This window comes from Rhodococcus sp. (in: high G+C Gram-positive bacteria) (assembly GCF_049286785.1).
In the GTDB taxonomy this organism is placed as follows: Bacteria; Actinomycetota; Actinomycetes; order Mycobacteriales; family Mycobacteriaceae; genus Rhodococcus_F.
On record NZ_JBAQEO010000712.1, the window covers coordinates 1 to 24993 of the forward strand.

Here is a 24993-nt window from a genome sequence, read left to right on the forward strand (position 1 = left end):
GCGGGAAACACCCTGGTCAGCAACCCTACCGACACTAGATCCGACAGCCGACGATCCGACTCCGGCTTCACCCATCCACTACGCGGCACGCCGACACGATACCGCACAACCCTCTAACTGAACGGTCTTGGGTCTAGGAGGCGACAACGACGGTGGTGTCGGCCGACTCGTCGGTGCACAGAGCCAGGACCGTGCGGAAGCCCTCGGCGATCGAGGACGTCAGCGGCTCCGGATCGGGAACCGCGGCGACATCGGTGTTGATTCCGATGCAGCATACGGACGTGTAGGACATCAACGTGACATTGAACGCGGACCCGAGTGTGGGGCTGAAGGCGTAGTACCGCTCGATTTGCGCACCTGCCATGAAGAGTGGCACGGGCGAGCCCACCACATTCGACGCGACGAAATCCACGTGCTTGAGCATGTTCCCCAGCGATGTCGCCGGGAGCAGGTTCAAGGCACCGGCGATCGTGGACGACAGGGGCACCGCGGGTTCGGTGCGCCACGCCTCCACCGTCGTACGGACCTGTCCCATCAATTCGACCGGATCATCGATATCGGTGGGTAATGCGAAGCGCGCCAGGGTAATCCGGTTTCCACCGAGCGGATCCTCTTCGGTGCGCAGGCTGATCGGCAGCGTGAGCCGCAACGCCGGCGGTATCTCGGCGCCGTGAGCGCGGTGATAGTGCCGCATCCCGAGAAGAATCGACGCCAGGAACGCGTCGTTGATGGATCCGCCTCCCGCTACCGCTGCCGCGGCGAGTCCGCTGATCGGTACGTCGAGTACCGCGTAGTGCCTGCGCGTGCTTCGCTCCGTCATCACCGGAGACATGGTCGAGAACACCGGCCGCGCGAACCGGACCGTCGATCCCACGACTGCTGCCGCCTCTCGTACAGCGGCCGGCGGGTCTGCCCACAGCTTCCCGGTTCCCCGGACGGCCGAGGACACCGCCCGCCGGGCCAGTGCACCACCGGTTGCGCGGTACCAGGACAGACTGTCCGCCACGGAGGAGTTGGCCTCGGCCCCTTCTACTGTCGACGGGCGGGGTGTGTCGTCACGTGGCGTGCCCTCACGCGTCAAATCCATGATCTCCCGGGCGATCTGCATTCCACCGATGCCATCGGTCAGGGAATGATGCACCTTCATCACGAGAGCAGCCCGCCCGTCCTCGAGCCCGTCGAGCACAGTGAACTCCCACAGTGGGCGGGCCGTGTCGAAGGCCGACATACCGGTGGTCCGGGCGAAATCCAGGACGTCGTCCCACCCGCCTCGTTCGGGCAACGTGAACCTCCGCAGATGCCAGCCGAGGTCGAAGTCGGGGTCGACCACCCAGTGCGGCGGAACCGCACCGAGCCGATCGGTGACCACCTTGCGCCGGAAGATCGGGGCCACGTCGACGCCACGCCGCATCATGCGGACGAACCGGGACCAATCGGGGCTCCGGTCGAGCACCGCCACTGCGACGATCGTCGAGCGCAGGACCGGGTCCTCTTCCATCCTCCAGGACATGAAATCCGTCTGCGCCATGTATCGCGGCTTCGTCTTCGTCATATCCGATCCATTTCCGGTGCCTGCAGGGTGGCCGTCTTTCGCGGCCGGGTGGCGCCGCAGTCCCACTGCAGCCATCTGCATGTCTACATGGGCATCATGTGCATCGGTGGAAGAACTCCCATCTCGTGTAGCCACATCATGAACATATGAAACATGTGCATCGGCTCCATCTCGGTTCACCTCCTCGTTCCGGCGATCATGCAGGCGTATGCCCGGCCGCCAGGATCGTGTCCGTACCGCTGTCAGTGTGATCCTGTCCGCACCCGTGTCGACAGGGTCTTTCGGCCCGCGTCGGGTGCGGCGCGAACGGTCGTCACTCAGCGGGCCGTGGCCGAAGTGGCCTAAGGCCCTACACGTGTCGCCGTACCCGGCCGATGCTGGAGGTCCGGTGTCCGGACGAAAGGAATTCCCGATGCGCGCACACGCCCCCATCGTCGTCGGAGTCGACGGCTCCGCCCACGCACTCGACGCCGTGCGCTGGGCGACGCCCGAGGCGATCCTGCGGCGGCTGCCACTCGTCCTGGCATCGTCGGTCGTGCGACCACGCGGCACATTCGGCGATGCGGTCAATCTATCGGCCGGCACCTACTCGAGCCTCGAATTCCGCGGCAAGCAGCGGCTCGAAACGGCCGCCGACCTGGCCGCGACGGTCGCGGGCGGCGCGCCACTCACGGTGAGCACGACGCTGAAGCACGGTAGTGCGGCGGCCACCCTGCTGGAGATGGCGGAAACGGCAGCGATGGTCGTGGTGGGTTCACGGGGTCTCGGTGAGCTGACCGGTGGTCTGATCGGGTCGGTCAGCAGCGCAGTTGTCACCCATTCACCGTGTCCGGTCGCGGTGGTCCGCGGGATGCCCGACAAGATCGAGGAGGTTCGTGATGGTCCTGTCGTGGTCGGTGTCGACGGCACCGAGCGCAGCGAACCGGCCATCGGGGCAGCCTTCGAGGAGGCGGCGCTGCGCGGAACCGATCTCGTCGCCGTCCACGCCTGGAGCGATTACGACCTCTCGACGGTCTTCGCGGTCGACGAGAACAACCGCGATCTGGACTGGTCCGCGATCGCCGCCGCAGAGGAAGCGGTGCTGGCGGAAAGCCTCGCAGGATGGAAAGACAAGTATCCGGACGTGTCAGTGCAGAGGGTCGTCGTCCGGGACCGGCCCGTCCACCACCTCGTCGAATCCTCTCGGCAGGCGCAACTGGTGGTGACGGGCAGTCGCGGCCGTGGCGGCTTCACGTCGCTTCTCCTGGGATCGACCAGTCGCAGCCTGCTCCACGCAACTCACTGTCCCGTACTCGTCGTTCGTCGTTGATCCGCCTACGCGATCGAGGTGCGGCCAGTTTCGTTCGAGCAGTGAACGGTCCCGGAACCTTTCGTCGTGCAGTCGAATGGAATCGCGGGCGGTTCGCCGGCGTTGTAATTCGATGAGGGAGGCGGCAATGGAGCTGCCTCCAGTGAGTGACAGAAGTACGAGCATGACAACTGCCCACCAAATCCTGAAGAGTGAACTCCCCGGCACTGCATCCCCGCCCGCTTCATCCCGGCCCGCTGCACTGCTGCCGCCGATCACGACGCCGACCGTCATGATTGTCGATCCCCGGTTCGGTGAACTCGCGGGGCAGTTCTTCCGGCTCTTCGCCGAGACACGGGACGGCGGCGGCGCGCTCGCGGTATATCTGCACGGTGAGCCCGTGGTCGACATCTGGTCGGGTTGGGCCACCCCCACCACCAGATGGCAGAACGACACCGTGTCGGTGTCCTTCTCCACCGGCAAGGGAGTGGCGAGCACCGTGCTTCACCGTGTGGTGGAGCGGGGCCTGATCGACTACGACGCCCCCGTCGCGGACTACTGGCCCGAGTTCGGTTCCGCCGGCAAGGACACCGTGACGGTCCGGGAACTGCTGAGCCACCGGGCCGGTCTGCACCGCGTGCGTGGATTGGTGCCGGGACGGCTCGCCCTCCTGGATCACGGCGTGATGACCGAAGCCCTGGCGTCAGCAGCACCCGACCGTCGCCGAGCTTCCATGCCCGGCTATCACGCCGTGACGTACGGATCGCTGGTCGCGGAACTCACGACGCGTGCCACCGGCACCTCGTTCACCGACCTGGTGCGCACGGAAATCGCCGAGCCGCTCAGGATTCCGGAATTCTGGTTCCACGTGCCGAAGGAGGAGCGGCACCGGATCGCGAAACTCTTCCCGCGCATCAACCCGTTCGGAATGCCCTGGGAAGCGTCGTCGTTCGCTCTGTCGAAGATGCCGATGCTGAGGAACATCGCGGATGCCGGGATGCCGGAGGGATTCGACCAATTGGTACGCGACCCCGCCATCCACGATTACGTCATGCCCGGCTGGAACGGTGTCTTCAGTGCACGCGCCCTGGCCCGGATGTACGCGGCGATCGCCAACAAGGGCGTGGTGGACGGACGCCGGTTCCTCCGCGAGGACACTCTCGAGCAGATCGGTGAAGTGCAGACGACGGCGCGGGACTACGTGCTGGGCGTCCGGATGAACTGGCGCCTCGGCTACCATTCCGCGTTCGTCGCCGGCCGCGCCCGGTCTCCCCACGCGTTCGGCCACTACGGGCTCGGCGGCTCCGGTGCGTTCGCCGACCCGGAGACCGGTCTGTCGGTAGCGTTCGTGACGAACCGTCCGGGCAATACGCTCACACCGTTCGCCGACCTCCGACTGGCCCGGCTCGGTGCACAGGCCGAGTCGACCGCGCGGCGGCTGTGAGCAGGAGGGAAAGCGCATGCTGAAGGGTGCCGTTTCGTTCGGTCGGATCGCGGGGATCCGAATCTACGTGCACTGGTCGCTGCTCGCGACGCTGGCACTTCTCACATCACTCCTGGCGGTGTCGATCCTTCCGGGCCAGTTCGGTGGCCGGCCGGCACTGCAGTACTGGTCGGCAGGAACGGCGACGGCCGCGCTCTTCCTGGTGTCGCTGGCGGCCCACGAGGTCGCCCATTCCGTCGTGGCCCGGCGGAACGGTGTGGCGGTGGAACGCATCACCCTGTGGCTGCTCGGCGGTATGTCCGAACTGCACGAAGACCCGCCCGATCCGCGGTCGGACTTCCGGATCGCCGTGGTCGGTCCCGCCGTCAGCCTGCTGATCGGCGTGATCGCGCTCGCCGTGGCAGCAGCAGTCGAGCCGGTGACCAGCCCTGTGATCACCGCCGCCGTCGTCTGGCTCGGCACCGCGAACCTGATTCTCGCGGTGTTCAACATGTTGCCGGCGGCTCCGCTCGACGGTGGCCGGGTACTGCGCTCGTTCTTGTGGCGCCGCAGCGGCGACCGGCTCGCGGCGACCGCAAGTGCCGCCCGGAGTGGTCGGGGGCTCGGACTGATCCTGATCGTGCTGGGTGCGGCGGAGGCGATCCTGCTCGGCAGTGCAGGAGGTCTGTGGCTGATGCTGCTCGGCTGGTTCCTTCGGGGCGCCGCGAACGCGGAACTGATGAACGCCTCGACAACTCAGCAATTGGGCGACGTGCGGGTCGCCGACGCGATGACCCGTGCACCCGTCGTCGCATACGCCGACAGCACCATCGACGACTTCCTGACCGGCGCGGTGACGGCCGTGCACCATCGGATCTTCCCCGTCGTCGACGCGCGTGCCCACCCCGTGGGCGTGGTGTCCCTTGCGGATCTGTCCCGGACACCACCCCCGGTGCGTGCACGGACCACCATCGGATCCATCGCCCGGGCCCTGCCACCGAGCGCCGTCGTCCGAGGCGACGAGTTGCTCGCGGCCGTGATAACCAGGGCGATGCTTCGTCCCGGCCTCGATCTGCTCGCCGTCGTCGACGGTCAGCGGCTCACCGGGATCATCACCGCCACAGACCTCCTACGGGTCTGCGACCGAACGGCACTCGGACTACCCGTGACCGGTCACAAGGCGAACGGATAGGTCTCGGGCCGTTCACCCTTCACCCACAGGCTCGTGGGCTCCAACGGTTCGAGCGCACGCGTGGAATCGATGTGGATCATCGCGTCGAACTGGTCCGAGACCCGGGCGTGGAAGTAGTGGCTCTGCCGCTCCGTCTCGGGCCGGTAGATCACGCCGATCGCACGCTCGAGGCGCGCGGTCCGGAGTGTGCGCGCAACGTTGTCGCCCCTGTCGGTGCGGACGAGGAACGAATCTCTCCCCACCTCGTGGAAGAGTTCCTCCACACTGCCGGGCAGCGCGGGGCGAACGGTCTTCCGTTCCGCCGGCCCGCCCCAGTCACTGGACGCGGTGACCGATCCGGTGAAGGTACTGAAACCGATCAAACGACAATCGCCGGCGTACCGTTCCCGGACCAGTTGCCCCACCGTCAGCTCCCCGTGTCCGCCGACCTCGGTCGCCCGGGCATCACCCACATGAGAATTGTGCGCCCAGACCACGACGCGGGACCGGTAGCCGAATCGGCGATCGAGATGGCCGATCAGTGCGTCGAGGGTGTCGACCATGTGCCGGTCGCGCAGGTTCCACGACGACACCCTGCCCTTGAACATTGTGCGGTAGTACTCCTCGGCGTTACGCACGCTCCACGCATTGCGCTCGGCGTAGAACAGCTCGTCCTCGGCGAGCATGCCGTCGGCGCGGACATACTCGAGCGCGTGCCCCTGCAGATCGACCAGTTGTGCGACTACCTCGCTCTCGCACGATTCGCCGGCACCGAATGCCGCGGCGTAACCGTATGATTGGCCGTCCTCTCCGGAGGCGTGGTCGAAGCAGGCGTAACGGGCCCGTGCCCGCCGCGCGGCCTCGGGGTCGACCGTCTGCAGGAAGTCGACGACTTCCCGCATCGACCGATGCAGGCTGTACAGGTCGAGACCGTAGAAGCCCGCCCTGTGCCCGTCGGCAGCGGCGCCGCGGCTGTTGTGTTCCTTCATCCATTCCACGAACTCGCGGACCACCGTGTTGCGCCACATCCAGGACGGGAAACGTTCGAATCCGCGGAGCGCTTCCTCCGCTGTCGCGTCGCCGCCCTGGCCTCGGACATACCGGTTGACCCGGTACGCGTCCGGCCAGTCGGCTTCTGCCGCCACCGCGTCGAACCCGCAGTCCTCGATCAGCCGCCGGGTCATCTCGGCACGGGCCGCATAGAACTCGTGCGTCCCGTGCGAACTCTCGCCGATGAGAACGACGCGGGCGTCGCCCACGAGATCGAGCAGTTCGTTGCGGCTCGGCACCCCCTCGGGGGCGTCGATCGCGGCGAGCCGCACTTCGCCGGCCGCCGAGGTGAATTCGAGAACCCGCGCCCCGGTGCGGCCGGCCGTCGGTGTCCGCAGCAGCGACCGCACCTCGTCGTCCGTGACCTGGGTGAAATCCCAGAACGCGGCTCCCACGGCGCGGAAGGGAAACGGCATCGTCGCACACACCACGTCATCGACCATCGCGCCGAGGTCACGGCAGGTGGATTCCGGTGCCGCCGGCACAGCGACGACGATCTCGGCCGGTTGCTGCTGCCGTAGGGCGTCGACGGCGGCGTACATACTTGCGCCCGTCGCCAGCCCGTCGTCGACCAGAATCACGATCTTGTCTGTCACATCCGCCGGTGGGCGGCCGCCCCGGTATTCCGCTTCACGGCGCACCAGTTCGCGCGCTTCCCGGTCCACCACCGCGCGCAATTGTTCCGGGGTTATCGACAGATCTCGCACGGTATCGTCGTTCAGCACGACCTGCCCGCCGCTCGCGAGCGCGCCCATTGCATATTCCTCGTGCCCGGGTACTCCCAGTTTCCGCACGACGAAAGCATCGAGAGGTGCGCCCAGCGCCGCCGCTACCTCCCAGGCGACGGGCACACCGCCCCGTGCGAGACCGAGGACGATGACCTTCGGATTTCCTCTGTAGGCCTCGAGAAGCCCGGCCAATACCCGACCCGCCTCCCGCCTGTTCTGGAAGATGTGCTCCGGCGTCGGCGCCGTCGTGCTGCGGGAGTCGTTCACGGAATCCGCCTCCTGGCTGCCCGCCTGCGGCGGTTCCGGGGTGCATCTGGCCTGACCTCGATCGTGTCTCTCACAGCCACCGCCGTGACAGGGCCGAAGGTCCTTCCCCCGGCCCGGCGCGGTCGGCACTGCGGGGCCGTTCGGGTGACGGTGGACCCTTGCGGGGCACCCCGGACCCGGGTGGGCTGGACGAATGAGCAGCACCGCCACGCAAGAACGCGTTGTCGTCGGCATCGACGGTTCGCAGAACGCTCTGCATGCCGCGGTCTGGGCCACCGAAGTCGCCCTCCGCGAGCATCTTCCGATCCAACTTCTCGCCGTGCACGAACCCGTCGCCGCCTCCGGCCAGGACCCCGTGCTGCGCGACGAACTCGAACGGCAGCACGTCCAGGATGCCCACGTGCATCTCGCACAGGCGGGGGACGTGGTGCGTCACGCGATCGCAGCGGCGCAAGCACCCGGCGGCGCCACCGAGATCAGAACGGAGATGCGGACCGGCAATGCCTTCACCGTGCTCCTCGAGGCAGCCGGGCCCGCCGCACTGCTCGTCTTCGGCGCCAGAACCTCTCCGAGCACCAGCGATGCGATCGTGACCACGGCAGCGCTGATCGCACGGTCGCGGTGCCCGGTGGCCGTTGTCGGACATCGGCCCCACCCAGCACGCGGGCCGGTGGTGGTCGGTGTCCGTTCCGGTGACGAACCAGGGGTTCTGGACTATGCGTTCCGGCAGGCCCGCGCACGTGGAATACACCTGCGTGCACTCCATTGCGCCCCGAACGGGCAGGTCCCGTCGAGCGCGTCGGACGCTGCTCGTCGGCTCGACTCGTGGTTACGCCCGGCAACGGCGCTCCATCCCGCGGTCGTGGTGGAGCCGGTGGTGACACACCACCCGCCGTCTCCCGCGCTGATCGAGCAGTCGTCCTCAGCCGACCTGCTGGTGATCGGACGTGGGACGCGTGCACCGTCGGGGCTGCTGGGCGCGACCGCCGCCGCAGTTCTCCTCCATGCGGCCTGCCCGGTGGTTTTCGTCTAGTCGGACAGTCTTCCTCTAGTCGGCGTGACGGCAGATCATGACCGGGCATGTGGCGTTGTGGAGAAGATTCTGGCTCGTCGACCCCAGAATCGCCCCGGACAGTCGATTGCGGCCGTGGCTGCCCACGACGATGAGCTGTGCGTCCTCCGCGTGGCGCAACATCAACCGCGCCGCATTCTCCTGTTCGACGATGCTGGTGACACCCAGGTCCGGGTACTTATCTTTCCATCCGGCGAGGTTCTCGGCCATCAGCACTCGCTGTTCTTCTTCGACGACCGCCCAATTCACCATTGTCAACGCCGATTGACGTCCGGCGTAGTCGCCGGCGCCCCACCCGTGCACCGCGAGAAGCTGGACGTCGAACAGACTCGCGAATTCCGTGGCCTCTGCGATCGCCATCTGACTGAGTTCACTGCCGTCGACACCGACCACGACCGGACGATGATCGGGGGCAGCCCACTCACCCTCGGACTTGAAGACCGTCACCGCACAATGCGCGTGGTTGACCACTCGAAGCACGGTCGATCCCGTCAGCAGCGACCCCACAGCTCCCGCACCCGAGTATCCGACGACCACCAGATCTGCCTGTTTGCTCAGTCCGACGAGCGCAAGGCCCGCCGGACCGGGGTGTGTGCTCCGAGCCACCCGAAGATCGGGGAACTGCGCTGCCACACGTTTTTCGGCGCGATCGAGGATGTCCTCGGCGGATTTCCGGACCGCATCAGTGAACTCCGCTTGGAAGAGCAGCGCGGCCTCGCTGTAGTGGTATCCGGGGTTGGGCAGCGCATGCGCAAGGTGCAGCGGCGCGGACCGGCGATCTGCGACGGCCGCCGCCCACAGTGCCGCTTTCGTCGACATCTCCGAACCGTCGACCCCGACGACGATGGACTGGCGGTGCGCGAGAACACTCATCTTCGTCAACTCCCGTGGTCATGCCGTCCCGCGGCGCGGACAGCCCCTCGAGTCACACTATCTCGGGCGTTCGGCGTGAGGGCCGAACTTCCACCCTCTCACGTCCGTGGCGCCGGGGAAGACCTCCGGGTGATAGCTTCCTGGAGTTCGGCGATGCGTTTGCGCGCACGCGCGTCCCCTTCCTCCTTCTCCGAAGCCGGAACGACATGCGCGTCCGGGCCGGGGAAGACGAGGGCCTCACGATCGTCACGAGTCCATCTCACCAGGAAGGGCGGTCCGCCGTTCGTCCCGCGTACCTCCACGATCTGACCCACCTCGTCCGGCGCGTCGACCACGGTGCCCTTCGCCACCAGCCAGTCCCCCGGTTCCGCATGCATAGCCGCCTCCTCCGCGCTGAGGGCCGGTCGGAGCCGGCGTGATGTGGCATCTGGGTTCGATTGTGTCGTTCGCGCGGCGCGGCGGGAAGAGGCTTTGGGCACCGCTGCGGCCGGCAGCGCCGGACACGAAGAACCGGGTGGCCGAACGAAGTGACGGTAGACCCTATTGCCGGCACGGCGTCGCAGGTTGACTGCGAAGACGGAACACGCACGTCTGGAGTCGATATGAACCCTGCACGTATCCCGTCCGCGTCCAGATCCCGTACCGCCGGCACGACCGGGCAACGACCGCCTGCGGCAACGTCGGACGACGACCTGATCGCCTGGCCCGAACCGAGTCCGCTGGCCGGCTGGTGGCGGGGCGTGATGTTCGATCAGCGCTCGTCGACGTCGGCATGAGTCACCGCCAGGTTGTCAGCTGTCCGCCCGCCGACGTGTCGACGAGCTGATCCCCGCTCTGAAATACGCGATCGGTCCGATGAAGTTGACAGCGATAATCGCCGCCCACTTCCTCTTGCTGCCGTTGACTTCTCGGGGATCTCGCGCCGCGAGATCGGCCCAGGCCGCGATGGCCAGCGACAACTGCACTGCCGCCAGTCCAACCAGTCCGATTCGCCGCCCCTTCGTGAGTTCCGACCATGACCGGCGAGAATTCCCTGTGCGCATGCTCGTCCTCAGCCTCTTCCGGTGATACCGCTCGACTTCGTTCACTGATCATTGTCGGACAACGTCGTCGAGGTGTCCCGGGTTCGGTCCGTCTCGGAGTGTCGCCGCCTTCCCTCACCCGGGGGTCTGCGGACACCTCGCCTCGACTCGGGCAGACTGCCTAGGTGACCACCGGTATCCGCAATCCTGTCCGCACCCGACTGTGGCGTGACGGTCGGCTCGTCGCCACCGAGTACCCGATGAGCAGAGTCTCCGAGTATCTGCAGGAGGACGGCGCACTCGTCTGGCTGGACCTGTGCAACCCCGATCATCGGCAACTGACCGAAGTGGCGGACGAACTCGGGTTCGACCCGCTCGCGGTCGAGGACGCGGTGGCGCACGGTGAACGAACGAAGGCCACCCGCTACGCCAACCACACCTTCCTCACGGTGTATGCGACGTGGCTGGTGTCCCACTCCGATACGTCGGCGGGCAGTCTCGATTCACGACTGCGCACGAGCCGGATCTCCGCGTTCGTCGTCCCGCGGGGCATCGTGACCGTGCGACAACTGGATGACTCCGCACCCTCGGGATTCGACATCGAAGAGGTGATCCAGCGCTGGGACGACAACTCCGATCTGCTGCGGCTGGGTGTGTCTGCCCTGCTGCACGGACTCCTCGATGTCGTCGTGGACGGTCAGTTCGACACCATTCAGGCACTCGACGACGCGATCGAGGACCTCGAGGACGGACTGTTCGACGATCATGCGCACACCCGCACCATCCAACGGAAGACCTACCGGGTGCGCAAGGAACTGGTGGAACTGCGCCGGGTGGTGTTGCCGATGCGGGAGGTGCTCAACGCCGTGATGCGGCACCGCGTCGAGCAGGGCAATACCGTCGAGCTGGACGGCTGGTACGGCGACCTCTACGACCACGTGATTCGCGCGACGGAATGGACCGAGTCGCTTCGCGACATGGTGACAACGATCTTCGAGACCAACCTTTCGCTCCAGGACGCCCGCCTGAACACGGTGATGAAGAAACTCACCGGCTGGGCCGCGATCATCGCCGTACCCACCGCGGTCACCGGCTGGTACGGGCAGAACATCCCCTACCCTGGATTCGGGCACTACAGCGGGGTCGTCGCCAGTGCCGTGATCATCGTCGCCACCGCAGGACTCCTGTATGTGGTGTTCAAACGACGAGGCTGGTTGTGAGGAAACACCCGGTGACCAGTCCCAGGACCGCACCGGCGGCAAGTCCGGTGCCGGCACCCAGGAGAGCGACCGTCGCTACCGGCCAGTTGCCGTCCGGGGTTGTCGCGCCGACGAAGATGACGGCCATCGCGGGAGGCCAGGCCATTGCGTTGGCCAGGATCCACCGCCCGGGGCGGCGCGCGTGATCGCGTAGCACACTCGCCTGCGCGGCGCCGAGCAGTGTGCCCATCACCGCACCCAGGGCGAGTGCGCCCAGCACCACAACTCCGGGCGGGGGCGACGATCCGCCGCTGTCGTCGTCAGCCAGCACACCCGGTATCGAGGCGACGGCCCAGCCGAGTCCGGCCACAGCCGTGGTGATCAGTACCCACCGACGCAGGTTCAGACCAGGCACGCGCCACCGCAGGCCCCACGCCTGCATCGCACCGAGTGCGACCCCCTCGACGAGACCGCCCGCGACGACGACGGCGAGCGCCAGTGCGGTTTCCCGGCCGTGCGGGTGCTGACCGAGCAACTGCTGAGACAGTTTCGCAGCCAGCGCGGCAGCGGTCATGCCGATCGCTTCGGCGCTTGCGCAGAGCGCAGTCCACCCCAGCAGCGCCGAACCTCGCGACGGGGCGCCCCGCAAGCCCGATCGACCGGAGCCGAGCGCGGTCACCGTGGTGTGCCTCGATCCACTTCCGTGCCGACGGCGGCGGCCCACCGGTCGATATCACCCCAGTCGCGGCCGTCGCCGTAATGTCCACCCATCAACCTGAACACCACTCCCCCGAACCCCGACCAGCCGCCCGGTGCTATCGACCCAGCGAAGAACCGGTGGTCGCGCACATCGGCGGCACCGCGCAGCGACTGAACCGTTCGCGGCTCCGGTGTCACCCGGCGCAGAAGCCGCGCCAGCCAGGTGGAGATGATCGTGCTGGTGGCGCCCACGGAGGACACGGAGAACGCCCATACGGGTTTGCGCTCGAGGTTCGAAATGAGGTGTTCGATCGCGGCCGACGCCTCGGGGAGCCACTGCCCTCCGTGGATTGCGCTGCCGAGAACAACTGCGCCGTAGGCGCCGACATCCGAGATCTCGGCGATCTCACGCACATCCACGGAGTAACCCGCGGCGTCGAGATCGGCGCCGATGCGTTCTGCGACCCCACGGGTGGAACCCTTTGCGCTCGCGTAGCCGACGAGCACCCTCATCACGTCGTCGTCTCGGAGTGTCCGGGGCTCTCGGCAGGAGGCGGGGTTTCCTGCACCGAGGGTTCGGGAGGACCGCCCACGGTGTCCACGGGGGCGTATTCGTGCGGCTCACGTCCGCCCTGATCGAGCCGGAAAGGCGGATACTCGTCGCGCATCAACGCCGCGTAGGCCAACACCCGATATGCCCAGCGGTTGATCCCCATGACGAAATCGAACACGTGGGTAGGATAACGGCCGGTGAACAGCAGCACGACCGCTGCAACCAGCACCAGGATTCCGAGTACCGAACCGAAAATCCAAGGGCTCCGGTAGTTTCCGTCGTCGGCACCCCCGGCGCCGACACTCCACCCGCCGAACCAGCCTGCCAGAACGGCCAGTATCAGATAATGCGGGATCACCAGCAGCCACCACTTCACCAGAACAAGACCCCGGGACAGTCCTTCCGGGTACTCGACCTCGAAGTCGGCGGGGTAATCGGTGCGCTGCAACGTGAACGGCGGATACCTGTCGGTGCCCAACGCAGAATAGCTGTAGAACTGCACGCGCCACATCCAGCGCACCACGCCCACGTTGAAGTCGAAGATGCCCCGCGGATAGCGGCCGGTGAACAGAATCGCGAACCCCGCCACCACCGTCGTGACGAAGAAGGCGATACCGAGGAAGAACAGCACAACGAAGTGCGGAATCACCATTATCCACTTCACCAGCCACAACCATCTCGACAGCGGCTCGTCGAGATCGCCCATGAGATGCGCCGGGTACGGGCGGCTACTCGGCGGCGGCACCGGTTTCGCGGGGGCGGCCATCACGGCTGTCGGAGCACCCGTCGCCGGCCAGTGCGGTTGCGGTGGGCCGTGCCGACCGAGACCCATCGCGCCCGCGACGATCAGCGGTATGCCGATGACGAGCAGAACGATCGCACCGATCAGTGTGCCCAAAGCAACGGGGCCGAGGAAGGCAAGATGCGCGCCGGCCTGCAGATCAACCGAAACCCCCGGTGTGGCATCGGCATTCATCACCACTATCATCCAGGTACCGCGCTCGAGGTCCCAGCGCACCTCCTGCGTACCGGTCCCGGCCGCCGACTCCGACCAGAATGTCTGGTCCGCCGGCCGGTCGGCAGTTCGATCACCGGAAATCTGCCGGTAGGTGGGGCGGAACGGATCGAATTCGATCTCTGTCACTTCGGTCCGCGCGACCCCGGACAGGTAGTTCTCCACCTCGTCGCGGGGGCCGATCCCGACGAAGACCTCCCGATTCGGGTCTTCCGAGGTGGCGCGCAACAGCACCCTGCCGAGATCCTCGGCACTGAATCCCGCAGGCAGGTCGTCGTCGTCGAACAGTTCTATCCGATCCGATACCAGCGCACCGGCGCTCGTCTCGAAACGCTCCGACGAGGACGTGAAATATCCGTCGTCGCGTTGGGCGAAGTACGCCCAGCCGAGAAAGGCCGACGCGGTGAGAAGAGCGAATCCGATCAGGGCACTGAGGCACCCGATGACGAGTAGAACGATCTTGCCGGTCTTCACAATCGGTCCTCCTGATCGAGCCGCCTCGCTTCGGTGTGCCAAGTGAGCCGGATATCGTGCGGGCCATTCGGTCCTCGCCGCAGGCTCCCCTCCGCCGGCGACGTGAACACATGGTGGGGACGAACGGTCGGGACTTCCTTACACGGTATTCCGACTTCCTCACTTCCGACGTACTCTTTGCCCATCTCATGGGATCCTCGGTCAAGTGCACGGAGATCGGAGACCACGGAGACCAGAGGGGCGAGGCTGCAGAGAGCAGGCTGACATGCACGGTGTTGCGAGCTGTAGATGACGAAACCGGTAATCGATCTGCGCCGCTACGACGCGGTGGTCTTCGACCTCGACGCTGTGATCGCCGACATCAACGACGGCACCGCACCGACCGCCCCCACCCTCTACGACTCCACGGTCGCGTTGGTGCGCCACCTGCGGAGCGCCGGTGTGGGCACCGCGGCCTTCTCGTCCGGTCCGGGGGTCTCGGCGGCGCTCGATGCCCCGGAACTCGGCGAACTCTTCCCTGTCCGAGTTCCGGACGGGACACCACTCGATGCCGCGCGCCGACTCGTCACCTTGCCGTCGCGCGCGGTCGTCGTCACGGCAACCGAAGCGGGCGCGGCCGCCGCACGGAGCGACGGGTTCGCCCTGGTGATCGGCGTGGAACGTGCCGGAAGTGCGGACCGGTTGCGGCGCGCCGGCGCGGACGTGGTGGTCGCGGACTCCGCCGACATCGATCTCCGTTCCCGTGACCGGCGACTATCCGAGATTCCCGATGCCGTGACGTCGCGCCATGAACTCACCACCCTTCTACGGGTTCGACGGCCCGCGGTGTTCCTCGATTTCGACGGCACGCTGGCCGAAATCGTGCGCGATCCCGATGCTGCGGAACTCGCCGACGGTGTGGCAGCCGAACTTTCCCGATTGGCACGTGTGTGCCACGTCGCGGTGATCAGCGGCCGCGACCTGCCCGATATCCGGGCCCGTGTGGGGATGCCCGGAATCTGGTATTCAGGCAGCCACGGTTTCGAGCTTCTCGGACCGGACGGGCAGCACTACGAGAACCCGGAGGCTCTTGCTGTGGCACCGATCATCGCCGAGAAGGGTCGCGCGCTCGACGAGCGGCTCCGCGGCGTGCCGGGAGTTCTCGTGGAACACAAACGATTCACGGTGGCCGTGCATTATCGCAACGTCGACGCCGGACGGGAGGACGAAGTGGTCGCCGCGGTATACGAAGCCGCGGGCCGGGCGGAGGGGCTCCGCGTCACGGCCGGACGAAAAGTTGTCGAAATTCGCCCGGACATCGATTGGGACAAGGGCCGGGCGCTGCAGTGGGTCCTCCAGCATCTCCACGACACGGAACCCGTACTCCCGATCCATGTGGGTGACGACATCACCGATGAGGATGCGTTCGATGCCGTGGCGGGCAGCGGGGTGGGGATCGTGGTCCGCAACAACGAGGGGGGAGATCGGCGATCTGCGGCGCAGTTCGCAGTGAACGGGCCGCAACAGGTACGTGAACTGTTGCAGCGGTTGGCCGATCTGCTCCGCCGTGATCCGGAGTCCGCGTCCGAGGCCGACGCCTGGATGGTGTTCTTCGAAGGCTACGACCCGCCGACCGAGAAACTGAGGGAAGCCCTCTGCACGGTGGGTAACGGGTTCTTCGCCACGCGCGGCTGCGCACCCGAGAGTGATGCCGGCGCAGTGCATTATCCCGGAACGTATGCGGCCGGCATCTACAACCGCCTCCGCGAGGACCGGTCGGGGATCACCCTCGTGAACGAGAGCATGGTGAACCTGCCCAACTGGCTGGCAACCACGTTCCGGATCGATGGCGAAGAGTGGTTCGACGTCGATTCCGCGGACCTGCTGGAATACCGTCAGTACCTCAATCTGCGCCGCGCGGTGCTCACCCGACGGCTACGGTTCCGCGACAGAGCCGGGCGCACGACGTCGGTCATCCAGCGGCGGTTCGTCGCGATGCACCTCCCCCACGTCTGCGCCCTGCAGACCACGATCGTTGCGGAAGACTGGTCCGGCCGGCTCGAGATACGTTCGGTACTCGACGGCACCGTGCGCAACACGCTCGTCGAACGTTACCGGGACCTGGCCGGCGACCACCTCGAGCCGCTGAGCGCCACCGAGCTGTCCTCCGACTCGGTGCTGCTGCTGATGCAGACCAATCGATCCCGGATCCCGGTCGCCATGGCGGCCCGGAACACCGTGTGGCCCAGCCATGCACACGTGGTGTGCCATCGTCTGCTGTTCAACAGTGGCGGCCGCATCGGACACGACATCACGGTCGACCTCGATGCGGGCCGGTCGGTGACGCTCGAGAAGATGGTCACCGTGTTCACGGGACGTGATCATGCCGTGTCCGAGCCGGCGGACGCAGCGACCCGCTGGGTTGCCGGCCTGGGCCGGTTCGACGAGGTGCTCGACGGCCATGCGCTGGCCTGGGAGCATCTGTGGGATCGCGTGGGCATCGAACTCACGGGCTACGACCACGCACTGCGCATCGTCCGGTTCCACCTGATGCAACTGTTGCAGACGGCCTCACCGAACACCGCCGACCTCGACGTCGGCGTTCCGGCACGCGGCTTGCACGGTGAGGCGTACCGGGGACACATCTTCTGGGATGAGCTGTTCGTGTTCCCGGTGCTGAATCTGCGGCTACCGGAACTCACCCGGTCCCTGTTGCGTTACCGCTTCCGCAGACTGCCCGAGGCCCGGCGGGCGGCGCGTGCCGCCGGTTACCGCGGCGCGATGTTCCCGTGGCAGTCCGGCAGCGACGGACGTGAAGAAAGTCAGCAGCTGCACCTCAATCCCCTTTCGGGACGCTGGCTGCCGGATCCCAGCTGGCGCCAGCACCACATCGGAATCGCGATCGCCTACAACGTGTGGCAGTACTACCAGGTCACCGGCGACCTGGAATTTCTCATCGGGGCCGGCGCGGAGATGCTGGTGGAGATCGCCCGCTTCTATGCGAGTCTCTCCACCTACGATCGCACACGGCGCCGATACACCATCTGCGGCGTCATGGGTCCGGACGAATTCCATTCCGGCTACCCCGATTCGCCGCACGCCGGTGTCGACAACAATGCCTATACGAATGTGATGGCGACCTGGGTGATCCTGCGTGCGATCGAAGCGCTGGATGCTATTCCGTTGCCGCACCGCTCGGCTCTGTGCGAGTCCCTCGCCCTGGACGCACAGGAAATGGCGCGGTGGGCAGATATCAGCCGCCGAATGTTCGTCCCGTTCCACGACCAGGTCATCAGCCAGTTCGAAGGATATGGCGATCTGCTGGAACTGGACTGGGACGCGTACCGGCAACGGTACGGCAACATCCAGCGACTGGACCGGATACTCGAGGCGGAGGGCGACGACGTCAACCGTTACCGGGCGTCCAAGCAGGCCGACGTGCTCATGCTCTTCTATCTGTTGTCCGCGGACGAGTTACGGGATTTGTTCGACCGGCTCGGGTATCCATTCGAGCCCGCGGCAATTCCGCGCACCATCGACTACTACATCGCACGCACCTCGCACGGGTCCACCCTCAGCGCGGTGGTGCACTCGTGGGTGCTGGCCCGAGCCAATCGGGACAGGGCCATGGAGTTCTTCGAACTCGTACTCGAGTCCGATGTCGCAGACATCCAGGGCGGCACCACCGCGGAGGGCATTCATCTGGCGGCCATGGCCGGAAGTGTCGATCTGCTGCAGCGATGTTTCAGTGGACTCGAAACCCGCGGTGACCGCCTCGTGCTCACCCCCCAGTGGCCAGAGGGGCTCGGCGCCCTCGAATTTCCCGTCCTGTACCGCGGCCATCAGCTGCGGTTGACGATCAGTGGCCGCACCGTTCAGGTCAGCGCCGGAACCGGTAACGAACGTCCGATCGAGATCGTGTGTCGCGATCGAGTCGCGGTGTTGCGGCCGGGATGCACGGTGAGCCTGACCTGATCACGGAGTCACCCCCGGCCCGCCGCATCCGCCGCTCACTCCGCACCCGCCCCCGGCCGCCCCGCGACATCGGACGACGAGCGACGACGCGTCCGCCGTCGGTCACCCGGCGTCGAGCAGCCTGTCCAGAACTGCATAACCCTGGTTGAGGCCGTCCGCCATACCGGACTGCAACATCCCGTCGCGTTCCTCGGAGGTGTGGAACTGACTGTCGGTGACGAGCCTGGTGCGCCCGTCGCCGAGGTCTACGAACGTGGTGGTGTCGATGGCGACGTGGGCGGGCATTCCGTCCCATTCGAAGGACTGGACGATGCGTTCCTTCGGGGTGATTTCGCGGAATCGTCCTTCGAAGCCGTGAGTTTCGCCATCGGAGTGTTCGACGAAGCGCCAGTGGCCGCCCCGCTCGAACTCGTAGCGTTCGATGTCGAGTCTGTTTCCGCGGCCCCACCACTGAGCAAGGAGTTCCGGTTCGGTGAACGCCGCCCACATGCGGTCGCGGGGTGCGTTGAAGATCCGTTCGATGTGAATTTCACGCTCGGTGGGCGTGGTCACGGTGGCGAGAGTTGTTCCCGGAGTGGTCATGATGGTTCCTTCGTTCGATCGAGAAATGCCCCGAGGCGGTCGAGACGCTCTTCGAGAACCTGCCGGTAGTCGCGAATCCATGCTGCCTCGCGGTCGAGGGGGTTGGCGCCGATCGTGCAGTACCGCACGCGGCCCTTCTTTTCGGTGACTACCAGACCGGCCTCCTCGAGGACTCGGATGTGCTTTGTGATGCCGGGAATGCTCATCTCGAATCTGACTGCCAGGTCGCTGACCGACGCGCGGCCGCCGGTCAGGTGCTCGAGGATCCCCCGGCGGGTCGGGTCCGACAGCGCCGCGAACGACGTGTCGAGATGCGAATGCTGAACCATTCGGTTTAGTGTTGCACGTCGCCTGCCGCTCGTCAACGGTCGTTGGAAGACCCCCGTTCCTTCGATTCGACGTGAGTGAAGTTTCAACCGTCTGCGGGCCGGGTATGACACACGTCTACGAGCCGAGGCGGTGGATGATGAGACGTGGAACCGGCGTCGCCGACACGACAACCGTCAGCGACTACATCGACGCCGTGGCTCGGTGCGTGCATGCCGACTCCGTGGACTGGTGGAAGACCGACGGCGCCGAAGCCGTCCTCGTACTGCCCTTCCGGCTGCACTACCTGCCCGGGCGCAATGCGGTGATGATGTGGAACCGCAGTTTCGGTTGGTCTCTCGGAGCCGAAGGACTCGGACGTCGTTCCGTCGTGGTGATCGACGGATTCGGGCTGGGCCGGATGCCCGGGCCGGTGCAGTGCGCCGACCGTGCGGCCGAGATGATCGAGGAATACTGTCAGTCCACACCCGCACTCCCCGGCCGAATCCCTGAAACGATCGGGTCGCCCTCCACCGAGGACTGCCCCCGCATCCGGACGGAATACGCGGGTGATGGCCGGCGGGACCGCGTGATCAGACGTCCCTGATGATCGTCGCTCACGCGCGAGGCGCGGTCTCATCGGCTGTGGGGCTCAACCGACGAGACCTGGCCGGAGTCGTGCCCGGGCAAGACCGCGACGTGTTCTCGGGGTACCCACCAGATCGTCCGCCAATCGTCGTCCGCACTGCGCTCGCGCGGACGAGCGCACCCTGCCCGTCCCGTCGCCTGCACTGACGCCTCTCACTGTCCGGCCCCGCGGATGTCGCCCAGCCTTCCGCACCCGCGGACGTCGCCCAATGATGCACGGGGCCGTCCAAGTAGACCTCTGTGACATCGGGCGGCGCGAAAACGGCCTGCGGCGGAAGGTTTCGTGCTCTGCTTACTCTGGTTATGTCGAACGCGGTAGGGCCGGCCCGGCAGGCGGTCGTTGGGAAAAGAGGCGCTGGATGTCTGTGATGAGTCCGTCGGAGACCGTGTTCGTCCTGCTCGAGACGCCGTCACATCCGATGCATGTGGGCGCCCTGCAACTGTTCGAGCCGCCGGAGAATGTGGGATCCGATCACGCCCGGCTCATGTACGAGGACTTGGTGTCGCACGAAGAGGTGGCGGAGCTGTTCCGCAGGCTGCCTGTGCGACCGTTCCGGGGAGCGAGCTATCCCTGGTGGTCGCATGAGGAAAGCGTGGACCTCGAGTATCACGTGCGGCACACTGCGGTGCCGGGCCTCGGACGGATGGAGGATCTGCTCGCGTTGGTCTCGCAGATTCACGGTATGCCACTCGATCCGCAGCACCCGATGTGGGAAGTGCACATCATCGAGGGACTCGCGGACGGACGCACGGCGATCTACTCGAAGATGCACCTGTCCCTCACCGACGGGCCCAACGGACTGCGGTTGCTCCATCACGCTCTCTCCCCCGACCCCCGCACCCGGGACTGCCAGGCTCCGTGGACCCCGGGCGTCGCCCAGCGCACACATCATCGTGAAGGACCGCCCGCGGCGGCTCTTCGGGCAGGGGTCCGCGCCGTGAGCGGTGCGGTTGGCACCCTGCCCGCGTTGGCCAATTTTGCGTACCACGGTCTGCGGGACCATCGGTTCACGCTGCCGCTACAGTCGCCACCGACGATGCTCAACGTCCCGGTCGGCCGTGCAAGGAAAGTTGCCGCGCAATCCTGGCCGGTAACCCGTCTGCTGACGGTCGCGAAAGCCTCGCGCACCACGGTCAACGCGGTGGTGCTCGCGATGTGTTCCGGCGCCCTGCGAAGCTATCTCCTCGATCACTTCGCACTTCCGGAGTCGCCGTTGACAGCAATGCTTCCAGGACCACTCGACGTCGGGGGCAGCAGCATCGGACCGGGTGGCCGCGTCGGTGGTATGGGAGCGATGCTCGTGGGACTGGCCACCGACGTGCCCGACCCCGCCGCCCGGCTCTCGCGCATCAGCGACTCGATCGAGCACACCAACCGATTGTTCGGCACGTTGAGCCATACCCAGTTCCAATTGCTGAGCGCACTGTCGATCAGTCCCATCCTCCTGGATCCGATTCGGCGTTTCATCGATGATGCCCCGCCGCCGTTCAACGTGATGATTTCCTATGTGCCCGGACCTTCGCGTCCACGATTCTGGAACGGCGCCCGACTCGACGCGGTGTATCCGCTGCCGACGCTTCTCGGTAGCCAGGCGCTGAGCATCACCGTCACCAGTAGGGCCGGACAGCTCGATGTGGGCGTCGTCGGTGACCGGCATGCCGTTCCACATCTCCAACGGATCATCACACATCTCGAAACCTCGCTGACCGATCTCGAGCACGCGGTCACCGTGGCCGGATCACGGCGGCGATGACAGGTGCCGGCTCCGCTTCAGCTCGTGAGCGCTGCCTATGGCGCGGAATCGGACAACTGCGCAAGTAAGCTGGTGCGATGAGTGTCTCTCCCGATTCGGTCGACTCCGAAGGCGACGTCACGATCACCGTCTGCGCGGACGGTCCGTTACTGGTCCGCGGTGCGGCGCAGTTGTTCGACACGGACGGAAACCTCATTCGGAACTCTCGTAACGTGGTCGCGTTGTGCCGGTGCGGACGCACGTCGATCGCACCGTTCTGCGACAGTTCCCACAAGAAGAAGCTCCGCCGCCGACCCGACTCCGCAGTTGACGAACACCACTGAGTCGACCGGTCGGATGCAGCGACCGCATGTGACATCGACGATGTGATATTCGCGGCCACAGTCGGATTCAGTACCCCCACCGGCCGGTCATGACATGACGAGCGCACCTCCCGCCCTCTTTGCCGCAATCTCTTTGCCGCAATGGGGTAACGTGAGGACTCTGCACGGTTGAGCTCCCAGCCGGAACGGACAGGCGCGGTGTGCGCGTCACCTTCCGAGCCTGTCTCCCTCGTTCGCTCCACCGTGAGGAGTCTCTATGAAATCCGTTCTGAGTCGAGCACCCAGACTGGACCATGCTTTCCCGGACTCGGCATTGTTCGAGTGGGAAACCGAACCGGAACACGGCCGTCTCGCGTTCGGCTACGTTCCCGGTACCGACGGGATCCTTGCTCTCCGGATCTCCGGCGACATCGATGTCACGACAGTCGGGTCCTTCGGGATCCATCTCGACGAGACGCTCAATGATCGACAGCCCTTCGTTCTCGACTTGACGGACGTCCAGTTTTTTTGCGCTTCAGCGCTTTCGGTGTTGGAAATCATGGCCGCCCGTGCGCGCCGACTGGGCCTGCCCTGGGCGGTCACCGGCAACACCGCAGTGCGCCGGCCGCTGACGGCGATGAAACTGAACAACGTCGTTCCCTACTTCCCGACGCTCGACGATGCGTTCCACCATGTTGCGGGGGGACTTCGTAGCGACGGAGTCTCGGCGTGACGGAGAACGCGCCTTCGGAACTGTACGACTTCGTCCTCGTGGCGAATCGACTTCCTGTGGACCTGGAATCGCTGCCCGACGGGACGACGCGCTGGAAGCGCAGTCCAGGGGGCCTCGTCACGGCATTCGAGCCGATCCTGAGCCGCAGGCACGGCGCGTGGGTGGGCTGGCCGGGTGTCCCGGACGCCAAGGTCGAGCCAATGGTGTCGGAGGGTATGCACCTGTACCCGGTCGAGCTCAGCTCGAGCGAGGTGGAGCACTACTACGAAGGCTTCTCGAACGCGACGCTGTGGCCGCTGTACCACGACGTGCTGGAAGCCCCCGTGTTCGATCGAGGGTGGTGGCAGACCTACGTCTCGGTCAATCGTCATTTCGCGGAGGAAGCGGCGCGGTCGGCGGACCAGGGGGCCATGGTCTGGGTGCAGGACTACCAGCTTCAGTTGGTCCCCCGGCTGTTACGTCAGATGCGACCCGACCTGACCATCGGGTTTTTCCTCCATATCCCGTTTCCTCCGGTCGAGCTGTTCATGCAGCTACCGTGGCGCAAGGAGATCGTCGAGGGTCTGCTCGGCGCCGATCTCATCGGGTTTCACCTGCCGGGCGGTGCCAACAACTTTCTCTACCTGGCGCGCAAGCTGCTGGGACTCGAGGCCAGCACCGCGGGTGTGGGTGTGCGCAGCGCTCTCGGCAAGGTGCAGTACGGCGACCGCGAGGTGCGGGTGGGCGCCTTCCCCATCTCCGTCGACGCCCGGCAGTTGGTCGAGGAGGCGAGTGATCCGGCCGTCGTGGCCCGAGCCGCCGAGATCCGGCAGGAGCTCGGTCATCCGCGGAAGATATTGCTCGGGGTCGATCGTCTCGACTACACCAAGGGTATCGACCTGCGGCTCGAGGCGCTCCGCGAACTGTTCGACGACGGCCGCCTCGATCCGTCCGACACGGTGATGGTGCAGCTCGCGACGCCGAGCCGTGAACGTGTGGAGCACTACATGCGAATGCGTAGCGCCATCGAGGAACAGGTCAGCCGTATCAACGGCGATCACGGACAGATCGGCAAGCCGGTAGTGCACTACCTCTATCAGCCGGTCGATCGCCGTGAGCTGATTGCACTGTTCCTGGCGGCCGACGTCATGCTCGTGACACCCAAGCGTGACGGCATGAATCTTGTCGCGAAGGAGTACGCGGCGTGCCGGGCGGATCTCGGCGGAGCCTTGGTTCTCAGCGAGTTCGCGGGTGCCGCAGCCGAACTCCGCGGCGCCTATCTGGTGAATCCACACGATCTGGACGGCGTCGAGAATACGATCGTCGCGGCGCTCGAGCAGGATCCGGCGGAGGGCAGGCGCCGGATGGCGAAACTTCACCGGCAGGTGCTCGAGCACGATGTCCATCGGTGGGCGCAGTCGTTCTTCGAATCCCTGGTGCCGTCCCCCCGCGATTAGCATGCGGGATCGCGCGCGGCACTCCCCGCACGTTCACGACGGAGGAATCGGAACCTGATTCGGGTGGCGTCGGCGTCTGCTTCACACATGCACATTCGGCACCGGCCGACGGCCGCAAGGTCGCGGGCGGATGGTGGCCGCCGTTGATGCTGCACCCCGACTGGATTCGCCGGCATCATCATGAATTCGACGCCTTCCATATCCATTTCGGATTCGATGCGATCGAGCCGGTTCTCCTGAAGGGCATCGTCCACGAATTGGACTCTCGCGGAGAGCCGTTGGGGTACACAGTCCACGATCTGCGTAATCCGCACCATCCCGACCCCACAACGGCACCTCGCGGTGCTCGACATCCTGGTTCCCGCAGCCACGGAACTGGTCACGCTCACGGCAGGTGTGGCGTCAATGATCGAATCGTACTGCAGCCGAGATCCTGCACGATGCGTGCTCGCATGCGCGCGCCCAGGACATCCAGCGGCGCCGCCCGGCGGGCCGCCACCATCGCCTACTGGTACTCACCGTCCGAACCGGGTCTACCTCCGTACCCGGATCACGTCAGCGCATCCCGGGGCAGACGCGACCGCTCACCGCTCACCGCTCACCGATCGCCGATCAAACCGAATTGCGTTGGCGCATCGGACAACCACATCACCATCGGACTCGAGAATGCAGTCCGGGACTCCGACACCAACCGGGCGACGGTGCGCTACCTTGCCCCGTGGCTGTCCGAAGGCCGCAGCAGTACTACAGGCCCCGATGAGCACCAAAGCCGTCGAAGAGATTGCGATCGAATGGCGTGAGAGCCGTGGCCCCTCCATGCGAAACCCCCGACTGGGGCCGACTGATCATCGTCGACTCCATACCCCGCAAACGAGCGACGTGGTGGTGGAAA

At 66.0% G+C, this 24993-nt stretch carries 22 protein-coding genes and 2 pseudogenes; 14 read left to right on the forward strand and 10 right to left on the reverse strand.

Annotation, left to right across the window (positions count from 1 at the left end; all coding sequences use genetic code 11):
- Positions 1-133 precede the first annotated feature (133 nt).
- Entirely contained in the window at positions 134-1552 is a 1419-nt protein-coding gene (locus tag WAW17_RS25740) for a wax ester/triacylglycerol synthase domain-containing protein (RefSeq protein WP_422335709.1), read from the reverse strand.
- A gap of 412 nt (positions 1553-1964) precedes the next feature.
- Between WAW17_RS25740 and WAW17_RS25745 the strand changes: the two genes are divergently transcribed.
- The 3 genes from WAW17_RS25745 (at position 1965) to WAW17_RS25755 (ending at position 5455) form a co-directional block, all read left to right on the forward strand.
- The gene (locus WAW17_RS25745) at positions 1965-2861 is read left to right on the forward strand and encodes a universal stress protein (protein WP_422335710.1); all 897 of its coding nucleotides are present in this window, start codon (positions 1965-1967) and stop codon (positions 2859-2861) included.
- A gap of 271 nt (positions 2862-3132) precedes the next feature.
- The gene (locus WAW17_RS25750; protein WP_422335728.1) at positions 3133-4284 is read left to right on the forward strand and encodes a serine hydrolase domain-containing protein; all 1152 of its coding nucleotides are present in this window, start codon (positions 3133-3135) and stop codon (positions 4282-4284) included.
- Positions 4285-4300: 16 nt separating this feature from the next.
- Entirely contained in the window at positions 4301-5455 is a 1155-nt protein-coding gene (locus WAW17_RS25755; protein WP_422335711.1) for a site-2 protease family protein, read from the forward strand.
- Here the strand turns inward: WAW17_RS25755 and WAW17_RS25760 are convergent.
- Positions 5437-7479 (reverse strand): erythromycin esterase family protein, encoded by a 2043-nt coding sequence (locus WAW17_RS25760; RefSeq protein ID WP_422335712.1) that lies wholly within the window; start codon positions 7477-7479, stop codon positions 5437-5439. The genes WAW17_RS25755 and WAW17_RS25760 overlap by 19 nt on opposite strands.
- 193 nt (positions 7480-7672) lie before the next feature.
- Between WAW17_RS25760 and WAW17_RS25765 the strand changes: the two are divergent.
- Positions 7673-8107 (forward strand): annotated as a pseudogene (locus WAW17_RS25765) (universal stress protein); the annotation flags it as partial.
- A 45-nt stretch (positions 8108-8152) separates the two neighbouring features.
- Positions 8153-8512, forward strand: coding sequence for a universal stress protein (locus WAW17_RS25770; RefSeq protein WP_422335729.1), 360 nt, complete (start codon positions 8153-8155; stop codon positions 8510-8512).
- A gap of 15 nt (positions 8513-8527) precedes the next feature.
- Here the strand turns inward: WAW17_RS25770 and WAW17_RS25775 are convergent, their stop codons facing one another.
- Positions 8528-9424 (reverse strand): universal stress protein, encoded by an 897-nt coding sequence (locus WAW17_RS25775; RefSeq protein ID WP_422335713.1) that lies wholly within the window; start codon positions 9422-9424, stop codon positions 8528-8530.
- 98 nt (positions 9425-9522) lie between these two features.
- Positions 9523-9801, reverse strand: a complete 279-nt coding sequence (locus WAW17_RS25780) for a DUF1918 domain-containing protein (RefSeq protein WP_422335714.1) — start codon at positions 9799-9801, stop codon at positions 9523-9525.
- A 225-nt stretch (positions 9802-10026) separates the two neighbouring features.
- Here WAW17_RS25780 and WAW17_RS25785 point away from each other — a divergent pair, with 225 nt between their 5' ends.
- Positions 10027-10200 carry a hypothetical protein gene (locus tag WAW17_RS25785; protein ID WP_422335715.1) on the forward strand — a complete coding sequence of 58 codons (174 nt, stop codon included), beginning with the start codon at positions 10027-10029 and terminating at the stop codon, positions 10198-10200.
- A gap of 15 nt (positions 10201-10215) precedes the next feature.
- Here WAW17_RS25785 and WAW17_RS25790 read toward each other — a convergent pair whose 3' ends face one another.
- Complete coding sequence (locus tag WAW17_RS25790; RefSeq protein WP_422335716.1) at positions 10216-10467, reverse strand: PLDc N-terminal domain-containing protein; 252 nt, start codon at positions 10465-10467, stop codon at positions 10216-10218.
- 239 nt (positions 10468-10706) lie between these two features.
- Here WAW17_RS25790 and WAW17_RS25795 point away from each other — a divergent pair, with 239 nt between their 5' ends.
- A complete protein-coding gene (locus WAW17_RS25795; protein WP_422335730.1) occupies positions 10707-11666 on the forward strand; it encodes a magnesium transporter CorA family protein in 960 nt (319 codons plus the stop codon).
- Here WAW17_RS25795 and WAW17_RS25800 read toward each other — a convergent pair.
- The 3 genes from WAW17_RS25800 to WAW17_RS25810 are packed head-to-tail and all read right to left on the reverse strand — an operon-like array spanning position 11644 to position 14386.
- Positions 11644-12324 carry a hypothetical protein gene (locus WAW17_RS25800; protein ID WP_422335717.1) on the reverse strand — a complete coding sequence of 227 codons (681 nt, stop codon included), beginning with the start codon at positions 12322-12324 and terminating at the stop codon, positions 11644-11646. The genes WAW17_RS25795 and WAW17_RS25800 overlap by 23 nt on opposite strands.
- On the reverse strand, positions 12321-12857 hold the full coding sequence (locus WAW17_RS25805; protein ID WP_422335718.1) for a flavodoxin domain-containing protein: 537 nt from the start codon (positions 12855-12857) through the stop codon (positions 12321-12323). The genes WAW17_RS25800 and WAW17_RS25805 overlap by 4 nt, the downstream gene beginning before the upstream one ends.
- On the reverse strand, positions 12857-14386 hold the full coding sequence (locus WAW17_RS25810) for a DUF4389 domain-containing protein (protein ID WP_422335719.1): 1530 nt from the start codon (positions 14384-14386) through the stop codon (positions 12857-12859). The genes WAW17_RS25805 and WAW17_RS25810 overlap by 1 nt, the downstream gene beginning before the upstream one ends.
- Positions 14387-14674: 288 nt before the next feature.
- On the opposite strand from WAW17_RS25810, the gene otsB reads away from it, so the two are divergent.
- Complete coding sequence (otsB, locus tag WAW17_RS25815) at positions 14675-18340, forward strand: trehalose-phosphatase (protein WP_422335720.1); 3666 nt, start codon at positions 14675-14677, stop codon at positions 18338-18340.
- Between the two features lie 102 nt (positions 18341-18442).
- On the opposite strand, the gene WAW17_RS25820 is transcribed toward otsB, so the two are convergent.
- Both WAW17_RS25820 and WAW17_RS25825 read right to left on the reverse strand, forming a co-directional pair.
- Complete coding sequence (locus WAW17_RS25820; protein WP_422335721.1) at positions 18443-18922, reverse strand: SRPBCC family protein; 480 nt, start codon at positions 18920-18922, stop codon at positions 18443-18445.
- Positions 18919-19251, reverse strand: a complete 333-nt coding sequence (locus WAW17_RS25825) for an ArsR/SmtB family transcription factor (protein ID WP_422335722.1) — start codon at positions 19249-19251, stop codon at positions 18919-18921. The genes WAW17_RS25820 and WAW17_RS25825 overlap by 4 nt, the downstream gene beginning before the upstream one ends.
- Before the next feature lie 137 nt (positions 19252-19388).
- On the opposite strand from WAW17_RS25825, the gene WAW17_RS25830 reads away from it, so the two are divergent.
- The 6 genes and pseudogenes from WAW17_RS25830 to WAW17_RS25855 all read left to right on the forward strand — a co-directional run.
- Positions 19389-19835: a DUF6292 family protein gene (locus tag WAW17_RS25830; RefSeq protein WP_422335723.1), complete on the forward strand. Its 447-nt coding sequence runs from the start codon at positions 19389-19391 to the stop codon at positions 19833-19835.
- 400 nt (positions 19836-20235) lie between these two features.
- Positions 20236-21630, forward strand: a complete 1395-nt coding sequence (locus tag WAW17_RS25835; protein ID WP_422335724.1) for a wax ester/triacylglycerol synthase family O-acyltransferase — start codon at positions 20236-20238, stop codon at positions 21628-21630.
- A 77-nt stretch (positions 21631-21707) separates the two neighbouring features.
- Positions 21708-21953, forward strand: a complete 246-nt coding sequence (locus tag WAW17_RS25840; protein WP_422335725.1) for a CDGSH iron-sulfur domain-containing protein — start codon at positions 21708-21710, stop codon at positions 21951-21953.
- Between the two features lie 256 nt (positions 21954-22209).
- A complete protein-coding gene (locus WAW17_RS25845; protein WP_422335726.1) occupies positions 22210-22665 on the forward strand; it encodes an STAS domain-containing protein in 456 nt (151 codons plus the stop codon).
- Positions 22662-24101 carry an alpha,alpha-trehalose-phosphate synthase (UDP-forming) gene (locus WAW17_RS25850; protein ID WP_422335727.1) on the forward strand — a complete coding sequence of 480 codons (1440 nt, stop codon included), beginning with the start codon at positions 22662-22664 and terminating at the stop codon, positions 24099-24101. Before WAW17_RS25845 ends, WAW17_RS25850 begins: the two co-directional genes overlap by 4 nt.
- An 8-nt stretch (positions 24102-24109) precedes the next feature.
- Positions 24110-24530, forward strand: a pseudogene (locus tag WAW17_RS25855) (glycosyltransferase family 1 protein); the annotation flags it as partial.
- Positions 24531-24993 lie beyond the last annotated feature (463 nt).

Excerpts from the sequence above, each read along its gene's own strand:
- WAW17_RS25840 (WP_422335725.1), top strand. The coding sequence starts at position 21,708 with ATGAGTGTCTCTCCCGATTCGGTCGACTCCGAAGGCGACGTCACGATC.
- WAW17_RS25780 (WP_422335714.1), bottom strand. The coding sequence starts at position 9,801 with ATGCATGCGGAACCGGGGGACTGGCTGGTGGCGAAGGGCACCGTGGTC.
- WAW17_RS25785 (WP_422335715.1), top strand. The coding sequence starts at position 10,027 with ATGAACCCTGCACGTATCCCGTCCGCGTCCAGATCCCGTACCGCCGGC.
- WAW17_RS25805 (WP_422335718.1), bottom strand. The coding sequence starts at position 12,857 with ATGAGGGTGCTCGTCGGCTACGCGAGCGCAAAGGGTTCCACCCGTGGG.
- WAW17_RS25795 (WP_422335730.1), top strand. The coding sequence starts at position 10,707 with ATGAGCAGAGTCTCCGAGTATCTGCAGGAGGACGGCGCACTCGTCTGG.
- WAW17_RS25740 (WP_422335709.1), bottom strand. The coding sequence starts at position 1,552 with ATGACGAAGACGAAGCCGCGATACATGGCGCAGACGGATTTCATGTCC.
- WAW17_RS25820 (WP_422335721.1), bottom strand. The coding sequence starts at position 18,922 with ATGACCACTCCGGGAACAACTCTCGCCACCGTGACCACGCCCACCGAG.
- WAW17_RS25745 (WP_422335710.1), top strand. The coding sequence starts at position 1,965 with ATGCGCGCACACGCCCCCATCGTCGTCGGAGTCGACGGCTCCGCCCAC.
- WAW17_RS25775 (WP_422335713.1), bottom strand. The coding sequence starts at position 9,424 with ATGAGTGTTCTCGCGCACCGCCAGTCCATCGTCGTCGGGGTCGACGGT.
- WAW17_RS25830 (WP_422335723.1), top strand. The coding sequence starts at position 19,389 with ATGAGACGTGGAACCGGCGTCGCCGACACGACAACCGTCAGCGACTAC.
- WAW17_RS25750 (WP_422335728.1), top strand. The coding sequence starts at position 3,133 with ATGATTGTCGATCCCCGGTTCGGTGAACTCGCGGGGCAGTTCTTCCGG.
- otsB (WP_422335720.1), top strand. The coding sequence starts at position 14,675 with ATGACGAAACCGGTAATCGATCTGCGCCGCTACGACGCGGTGGTCTTC.
- WAW17_RS25835 (WP_422335724.1), top strand. The coding sequence starts at position 20,236 with ATGTCTGTGATGAGTCCGTCGGAGACCGTGTTCGTCCTGCTCGAGACG.
- WAW17_RS25790 (WP_422335716.1), bottom strand. The coding sequence starts at position 10,467 with ATGCGCACAGGGAATTCTCGCCGGTCATGGTCGGAACTCACGAAGGGG.
- WAW17_RS25755 (WP_422335711.1), top strand. The coding sequence starts at position 4,301 with ATGCTGAAGGGTGCCGTTTCGTTCGGTCGGATCGCGGGGATCCGAATC.
- WAW17_RS25825 (WP_422335722.1), bottom strand. The coding sequence starts at position 19,251 with ATGGTTCAGCATTCGCATCTCGACACGTCGTTCGCGGCGCTGTCGGAC.
- WAW17_RS25845 (WP_422335726.1), top strand. The coding sequence starts at position 22,210 with ATGAAATCCGTTCTGAGTCGAGCACCCAGACTGGACCATGCTTTCCCG.